This window comes from Roseiarcus sp., assembly GCF_049514155.1.
In the GTDB taxonomy this organism is placed as follows: Bacteria; Pseudomonadota; Alphaproteobacteria; order Rhizobiales; family Beijerinckiaceae; genus Roseiarcus.
The window spans coordinates 1-7,718 of record NZ_JBEKVH010000163.1 but is presented as its reverse complement, the minus strand read 5'-3'; the positions used below and the strand labels follow the sequence as shown (position 1 = coordinate 7,718).

Sequence of the window (7,718 nt, the reverse complement as noted above, 5' to 3'; positions counted from 1 at the left end):
CGCGGTCTCAAGGCGGATCAGCCGGTCACGATGAGCTGCGTGCCGGTGTGCTGGGGAGCCGCTCCGTTCCCGGCGGTCAAGGACTATTTCGAGAAGTATTTCGCCCTGGGCGCCGCCAAGGGGCCTCAGTCGTCGGTCTCGCTGCTCTACTATGACTACTTCTTCATGTACGCCAAGGCGCTGGAGCAGGTTGGGAAGCTCGACGATCCCGATGCAGTCGTCGACGCTCTGCTGAAGATGCAATATCAAGGCGTGGTTTCGGCTGTGCCGCTGACCTTCAACGCCCATCACCAGGTGACCTTCGCGACTGAAGTCTGCCTGGCCGAATCCGGCTCCTCCGATAAGTTCAGCTGCGCTGTTGAACAGCCGCCGGCGGCGGCGCCCACGGCTAACTGACGCAAGGTCGGCCACGCGGGTGTGGTCAATCGCGGCCGGTTCCCATGGGTAAGATTGGGAACCGGCTCGGACTAGAGGAGCGGGTCGCCACAAGCATCGGCGTTCAGGCGTCCCGCTCCAAACGATAACGTCCGACGGCCCGATCCCGCGCCGTCGCGACGACCGCGGGGCGGTCCACGCTCCCTATCGCTGGTTTTCAAGGCGCGCCTGTCGGAGGCCATAATGGAACTACTGAAATGGAAATACTGATCCAGCAGCTGGTGAACAGTCTTTCGGTGGCGAGCGTCACGATTCTGATCGGCATGGGCATCACTCTGATCTTCGGCCTTGCCGGCATTGTCAATTTCGCCCACGGCGAGTTCCTGATGATCGGCGGAATCGCGACGTGGTTCTTTGTCGGCCTCGGTCTCAACTTCTTCGTAGCGGCTGTCCTGGCGATGGGCGTCGTCGGGGCGCTCGGGTTCGTCGCCGAAAGGGGTCTTTTCCGCTTCACGCTCGACCGCCCGATGAACGGGTTCATCATGTCGATCGGACTGAGCGTGATCCTGCAGCACGTCGTGATCCGGGTCTTCAACGAATTCCAGAAGAGCATCCCCGATCCGGTGGGCGCGGTCTGGGTCGTCGGCGGCGTGCACATCATCGCGATGCGCGCCGTCGTGGTGGCGATCACCGTCGTCGTGGTGGCGATCACCTACTTCGGGATCTCGCGCAGCCGCTACGGCATGGCGTTGCGCGCCAGCGTTTCCGACCAGAGCACCGCCGAACTCATGGGGGTTCCGGTGCGGCGCTACGTCACCGGCGTCTTCGTCTACGGCAGCATTCTTGCGGGCCTCGGCGGCGCCCTGATGATCGCGCTGTTTCCGATCACGCCCTTCGTCGGCAGCGTCGTCATCACCCGCGGCTTCGTCGTTTCGCTGATGGGCGGATTGGGCAACGTCTACGGCGCGGTCGTGGCGGGGCTGGTCCTCGGTCTCGTCGACGGCCTCAGCGCCGGCTACGGCTACCCCGAATGGACCGACGCCTATTCGCTGATCATCATGATCGTCATTTTGATTGTGCGCCCACAGGGATTGCTCGGCGGGACGTTGGGTCCGAAGGCCTCCTGAGGTCGGACGAGACGCAAACGCCACCAGGGCGGCACGGAGTCGAACGACTATGGAATATCGAGAGTTGGAAATGTCGACGCCAAATGGAGAATTGGGAAAGTCGGCGCGGTCGGCCGCGGGCAAGACGTCGAAAACGCCGAACCAAGGCCAGAAAGGCCGGCTTGCGACACACAGGCGCCTCGAACAAATCATCGTCGCGGTGGTGATTGTCGTCGCCATGGCGGCATTGCCGTCGCTCCATATCGGTTATCGCTTTCTGTCGATCGCCATTACGACCGGATACACCGCGATCGCGCTCTATGGGCTCGGACTTCAGTTCGGGCAGGCCGGCATCATGTCGGTGGGACACGCGGCGATGATCGGCATCGGCGCTTATGTCGCCGCGATGCTTTTCGTTCACTTCGGGGTCGGCTTCTGGGTCGCGCTGCCCGCATCGATCATTGTTGCGGCCATCGCCGGAGGCTTGGTTGGCCTGCCGAGTCTACGGGTCGCCGGCCAGCACTACATCATCATCACCTTTTGCTTTTGCGCGCTGCTGGTCGTCTGCCTGACCAATGGCGGCAGCTTGACCGGCGCAGCGACCGGGCTCGACGTCGGATCGATCGGCAGCGTGTTCGGCATCAATTTCGACAAGCTGGCCAACTACTACTACCTGGTGTTGGTCGCGCTCGCGCTCAGCCTGGCGATTTTCTACGCGATCGCCAATTCGTCTTACGGCCGGACGCTGCGCGCGATCCGCGAGAACGAGCAACTGGCTCGGGCTATCGGCGTCAACATCGACCTGCAAAAGATCAGCGTGTTCATGGTCAGCGGCGCTTTCGCCGGCGCTGCGGGCATTCTGCAAGCTTACTATCTGCGGCACATTTCGCCGACGCTCTATGGCGCGTTTCCGAGCCTCTATCTCGCGCTGATGGTGATGCTGGGCGGCGCGCGGCTGATTTACGGGCCGTTGATCGGCGCGATCATCGTCAACTTCCTGCCGGAGGTGATGAACCTCAATCCTGTCGATTCCCGCATCGCCTACGGCGTCGCGCTGCTGATCGTCATCCTGCTGCTGCCCGGCGGCGTCAGCGCCGGCCTTCTCGACATCTATCGGTGGCTGACGGCCCGATCGCGCGCGCTGTTCGGCAAAGCGGGCCTGGCGCCATGACAACGCCGGATAACGACGGAAGGGGGAGACGTTGATGGCGGCGCTCGAAATCACTGGCTTACGCAAGGCGTTCGGCGGCGTCGTCGCCCTGGACGGGGTCGATCTGTCGATACCCGGCGACAAGATCACCGGGGTCATCGGTCCCAACGGCTCCGGCAAGACGACGCTGTTCAACGTCATCACCGGCGTCTTCCCGCCCACGTCCGGCCGCATCGAGTGGCAGGGCGAGGACATCACCGGGATGCGGTCGCATCAGATCGCTCGCAAGGGGCTGATCCGGACGTTCCAGCAGGCGATGTCGTTTCCCGGGCTGACGGTTCTCGAAAACGTTCGGGTCGCAATGGAGCGCGGCGAGCGTCGGGGCGCCGGCGCGGGGCCGCGTTGGCCTTCGGCTGAAGCGATTCTCGATTTCGTCGGACTCGCCGGCAGGGGCCAAGAAGAGGCCGGTTCGATGCCGTTCGGCAATCTGCGACGACTCGGAGTCGCAGTCGCCCTTGCCGCCAATCCGGTCCTGCTGCTGCTCGACGAGCCCGCCGCGGGACTGAGCGACAACGAGGCCAACACGCTCACCGAACTGATCATCAAGCTGCCGCAGATGGGAATCGGGGTGTGTCTGATCGACCACCACATGACGTTCATGACGGCGCTTTGCACGCGTCTGGTGGTTCTCGATTTTGGAACGAAGATCGCCGACGGCGCGCCGGCGGGCGTTCTCAAGGACCCGAAGGTGACGGAAGTCTACCTGGGAGGCGAATTGTGAGTCTGCTGAGCGTCGAGCAACTGGACACTGCCTACGGCGTCGTCCAAGTCACACGCGATGTGTCCATGACGGTGGAGGAGGGCGAGATCGTTACGATCATCGGCCCGAACGGCGCCGGCAAGTCCACCATCTTGCGCGCGATTTCAGGACTGCTGAAGCCGCGGCGAGGGACCATCTCCTTCAACGGGCGCAACGTGACCGGGCTGCCCGCCGACCGCATGGCCGCCCTCGGCGTGGTGATGGTGCCGGAGGGGCGGCGCATTTTCGGCGACCTGACGGTGCGGGAGAATCTCCGCATCGGGGCGTACTGCCGCAGGGATGAGGACGGCATCGAACGCGACATCGCCCAGATGGAATCGTATTTCGATATCCTCGCCAAGAAGCGCGACGCCAAAGGTTCAGCGTTGAGCGGCGGCCAGCAGCAGATGCTGGCGATCGCTCGCGGTTTGATGGCCCGGCCCCGGGTTCTCATTCTCGACGAGCCGTCCCTCGGCCTGGCGCCGGTGATGGTCAGAGACGTGCGATCGGTGATTGGCGCCGTGCGCGACAAGTTCGGCGCGGCGGTGTTGCTCGTCGAACAGAACGCGTCGTTGGCGCTGGCGGTGGCCGAACGCGGTTATCTGCTGCAGCACGGAAAGATCGTCGCCTCCGGATCGATCGGCGAACTGCGGGAGTCGTCGCTGATGCGGGAACTGTATTTCGGCGAGCAGCGCGCTGCGGCCGGGGAATGACCCATGGGAGATGCGATTATGGATGCAAGACGGTTCGGCTCAACTGGTCGAAAGGTTTCGCCGATCGGATTTGGCACGTGGGCGATTGGAGCGGACTGGGGATCGGTCGACGAGCGCGATGCACTTGCGGCGCTGAACGAAGCGCTCGACCGCGACGTCAACTTTATTGACACCGCAGACGTCTACGGCGACGGGCGCGCGGAGAAGCTTGTCGCGCAGGTCCTCAAATCGCGTGCGGGCAAGCAAGCGCCGATGGTCGCCACCAAGGCGGGCCGGCGGCTCAACCCGCATGTCGCCGACGGATACAACCGCACGAACCTGACGGCCTTCGTCGAGCGCAGCCTCAAGTACCTTGAGGTGGAATCGCTCGATCTCGTGCAACTCCACTGCCCTCCGACCGAAGTCTACTACCGCCCCGAGACCTTCGAGGCATTGGCCGGTCTGGTCGAGCAGGGCAAGATCCGCCACTGGGGCGTGAGCGTCGAAAAGGTGGAGGAGGGCGTCAAGGCGCTGGAGTTTCCCGGGCTGGCGAGCGTGCAGATCATCTACAACATCTTCCGCCAACGCCCAGCCGAACAGTTTTTCAATATGGCCAAACGGCGCGATGTCGCGATCATCGTGCGCGTGCCGCTCGCGAGCGGCATGCTATCGGGCAAGTTCAAGCGCGACTCCCAGTTCGCCGCCAACGACCACCGCAACTACAACCGGCACGGCGAGGCTTTCGACGTCGGCGAAACCTTTGCCGGCGTTCCCTACGAGGAGGGTCTTGCGGCGGTCGAAGAGATCCGCGCGCTGACGCCGCCTGGCGTGACGATGGCGCAATTCGCCCTGCGCTGGATCTTGATGCAGGACGCGGTGAGCGTGGTCATTCCCGGCGCCAAGAGCCCCCAGCAGGCCAAGGAGAACGTGGCCGCCGCCGCGCTGCCGCCGATCCCCGCCGAGACGATGCAGAAGATTGCGGCGGTCTACGCCAGCCGGATCAAACCGTTCGTTCATCAGCGGTGGTGAGGAAAATAGGACATGCCGCAAATCGCCATCGATGCGCATCAGCACTTTTGGCATCCGGAAACAGGCGGCGATTACGGCTGGTTGAGCGGGCCGTTCGAGTCGCTCAAACGGCGGTTCGACCCGCTTGATCTGCGCCCGTCGCTCGAGCGCAACGGCGTTTCGGCAACGGTTCTGGTGCAGACCTGGAACGATCTCGACGAGACCTGGGAGTTCATCCGCCTCGCGGCGGCGACCGATTTTGTCGCCGGCGTGGTCGGCTGGGTCAACCTCACGGACGCGAACGTAGCCCAGACGTTGGCCGCGCTGAAAAGCAGTCCCGAAGGGCGCTGGCTCGTTGGCGTTCGGCACCTGATTCAGACCGAGGCCGACCCGAACTGGCTGCTGCGGGATGACGTCAAGCGGGGACTGTCGGAAGTTCAGCGCGCGGGCCTCGTTTACGACCTGGTGCCGAACCTCCCCCAGTTGCCGTCGTGCGTGAAGACGACGGAGGCCTTCCCCAATCTGCGCTTTGTCCTCGACCATATCGCCAAGCCCGAAATCCGAAATCGCGGCTTCGACGAATGGGCGTCTCTCATGCGCGGGTTCAAAGCCCAGCGGGGCCATGTCTGGTGCAAGCTTTCCGGCATGGTGACCGAGGCGAACTGGCGGGCTTGGACGCCCGCGGATCTTAAGCCCTACGTGATGGAGACCCTCGAAATTTTTGGCGCCGATCGCTGCATGTTCGGGTCCGATTGGCCGGTCTGTTTGGTCGCGGCCAGCTACGAGCGGGTGATCGACGCATTGCGCGAGTGCGTCAAGGATCTCACTCAGTCCGAACGCGACCGAGTCTTCGGAGGCTCGGCGATCGAATGTTACGGCCTGCCTGCGCTGGCGTCGGCGACCGAGAAGGAGAATGGCGATGCCTTCTGATGCACAGCGGTCCCACCTTGCCTTTCCCACGAAGCTGGGCTTCGGCGCGAGTGGGCTAGGCACCCTCTATCGCGATGTGTCCGAACGCGAGGCGGCAGAGGTTCTGGCGGAAGCCTACGCGACTGGCTTCCGATACTTCGATACGTCGCCGTTTTATGGTCACGGCCTTAGCGAACTGCGGCTGGGAAGCTTCCTGCGAACCGTGCCACGGGACAGCGTCATGGTCTCGACCAAGGCGGGACGATACTTGGTGCCCCCTTACGGCGAGAAAGTGGACTATGGGTGGTGGGCCGCGCCGCTGCGCCTCAAGCCGGTCTTCGACTACAGCTATGACGGAACGATGCGTTCGCTCGAACAGTCGGCCAGCCGGGTCGGCATTACGGATTTCGATCTCGTCTACATGCACGACGTCGACCGCTTCACCCATGGCGCGGCTTTCGAGCGGCGGTTCAACGAAGCGGTGGAGGGGTGCTATCGCGCGCTCGACGACCTGCGCAAGGGTGGATTCATCAAGGCGGTGGGCGTCGGCGTCAACGAGAGCGACGTGGCGACCCGGTTCGTGAAGGCCTGTCGCCTCGACGCAGTGATGATCGCCGGCCGTTACACCCTGCTCGACCAGAGCGCGCTCGTCGATCTGTTTCCCGCGGCTAAAGCGTCGGGAACTCACATCGTCGCCGCCGCCGTCTTCAACTCCGGGATCCTCGCCGCCGGCCCGGGAAGCGCGAAGGCCACGTACGACTATGGCGCTCCGCCGGCGGAAATCGTCGACAAAGCGAAACGAATTCAGGCTCTGTGCGCCGCCCAAGATGCTCCGCTGCAGGCGGCGGCGATCCAGTTTCCGCTCCGCAATCCAATTGTCTCGGCGGCGGTGCTGGGCATGAGCCAACGCGGACGCGCTGAGCAGAATATGAAATGGAGTCGATGGCCGATTTCAGATGCGTTGTGGTCGAGTCTCGACGAGCTCCTTGGGATCAAGCAGGAGCAAACGGCATAGGAGTGCGATCGCCCTCCCCCCGTCGAAATGGTCCACCCTGAGGCGCCGCTCAGGAATTGGAGGAGCACGATAGTGCTGAGAACGCGTCACCAGCCGAAAGAAATCTCCGCGACACTGCGCCAGGTGGATGCGCTGACGTCGCACGGGCAATCGGTGGCCGATGCGATCCGGGCCGTCGGCGTACCTGAGGTCACGTATTATCGGTGGCGGCGAGAATTTGACGGGCTGCAGTCGGACCAGGTGAAGCGGCCAGGGCAGCTCCAAGCGGAGAACGCCCGGCTCCGCCGCATAGTATCTGACCTGAAGTTGGACAAGCTGATTCTTGCCGAGGTCGCACAGGGAATCTACTGAGCCTGCGCGTCACCGAGCCCGCATCGACGAGATTCGATCTGAAATGAAGTTGCCCGCGCGTAGGAGAATCGCCGGGAGCAGGCGCCGATCGGTTAATGCCGATGCGCTCAGGAAGAGAAGGAAGCAAAGAAATGTCAGTCGACCGTATGGCGGTTCTGTCGGCGATGATCGACCAGGGGGTGATCCCGGTCTTCTATCATCCCGACGTCGAGGTTTGTAAGAAGGTCATCCAGGCCTGCGCCAATGGCGGCGCGAAATGTATCGAGTTCACCAATCGCGGCGAGTTCGCCGCGCATGTGTTCTTCGAGGTGAC

General features: G+C 63.3%; 10 protein-coding genes and 1 pseudogene. All 11 read left to right on the top strand.

All coding sequences use genetic code 11. The features are described from left to right. Positions 1-396 (top strand): ABC transporter substrate-binding protein (locus ABSF49_RS18195; protein ID WP_424114055.1); only part of this gene is annotated, 396 nt, incomplete at its 5' end. 236 nt (positions 397-632) lie between these two features. Beyond that, positions 633-1,502, top strand: a complete 870-nt coding sequence (locus ABSF49_RS18190) for a branched-chain amino acid ABC transporter permease (protein WP_424114054.1) — start codon at positions 633-635, stop codon at positions 1,500-1,502. A 70-nt stretch (positions 1,503-1,572) separates the two neighbouring features. Beyond that, positions 1,573-2,652, top strand: a complete 1,080-nt coding sequence (locus ABSF49_RS18185; RefSeq protein ID WP_424114053.1) for a branched-chain amino acid ABC transporter permease — start codon at positions 1,573-1,575, stop codon at positions 2,650-2,652. Between the two features lie 34 nt (positions 2,653-2,686). Continuing rightward, positions 2,687-3,127: pseudogene (locus ABSF49_RS18180) on the top strand (ABC transporter ATP-binding protein); the annotation flags it as partial. Then, the gene (locus ABSF49_RS18175) at positions 3,104-3,412 is read left to right on the top strand and encodes an ABC transporter ATP-binding protein C-terminal domain-containing protein (RefSeq protein WP_424114057.1); all 309 of its coding nucleotides are present in this window, start codon (positions 3,104-3,106) and stop codon (positions 3,410-3,412) included. The pseudogene ABSF49_RS18180 and the gene ABSF49_RS18175, both read left to right, overlap by 24 nt. Continuing rightward, complete coding sequence (locus tag ABSF49_RS18170) at positions 3,409-4,143, top strand: ABC transporter ATP-binding protein (RefSeq protein ID WP_424114052.1); 735 nt, start codon at positions 3,409-3,411, stop codon at positions 4,141-4,143. The genes ABSF49_RS18175 and ABSF49_RS18170 overlap by 4 nt, the downstream gene beginning before the upstream one ends. An 18-nt stretch (positions 4,144-4,161) precedes the next feature. Next, entirely contained in the window at positions 4,162-5,151 is a 990-nt protein-coding gene (locus ABSF49_RS18165; protein ID WP_424114056.1) for an aldo/keto reductase, read from the top strand. A 12-nt stretch (positions 5,152-5,163) separates the two neighbouring features. Continuing rightward, positions 5,164-6,060, top strand: coding sequence for an amidohydrolase family protein (locus tag ABSF49_RS18160; RefSeq protein WP_424114051.1), 897 nt, complete (start codon positions 5,164-5,166; stop codon positions 6,058-6,060). Further along, positions 6,050-7,054, top strand: a complete 1,005-nt coding sequence (locus tag ABSF49_RS18155; protein WP_424114050.1) for an aldo/keto reductase — start codon at positions 6,050-6,052, stop codon at positions 7,052-7,054. Before ABSF49_RS18160 ends, ABSF49_RS18155 begins: the two co-directional genes overlap by 11 nt. Before the next feature lie 72 nt (positions 7,055-7,126). Further along, positions 7,127-7,405 (top strand): transposase, encoded by a 279-nt coding sequence (locus tag ABSF49_RS18150; RefSeq protein WP_424114049.1) that lies wholly within the window; start codon positions 7,127-7,129, stop codon positions 7,403-7,405. Between the two features lie 131 nt (positions 7,406-7,536). Next, the coding region (locus ABSF49_RS18145) for a beta/alpha barrel domain-containing protein (protein ID WP_424112722.1) at positions 7,537-7,718 on the top strand (182 nt) is incomplete at its 3' end.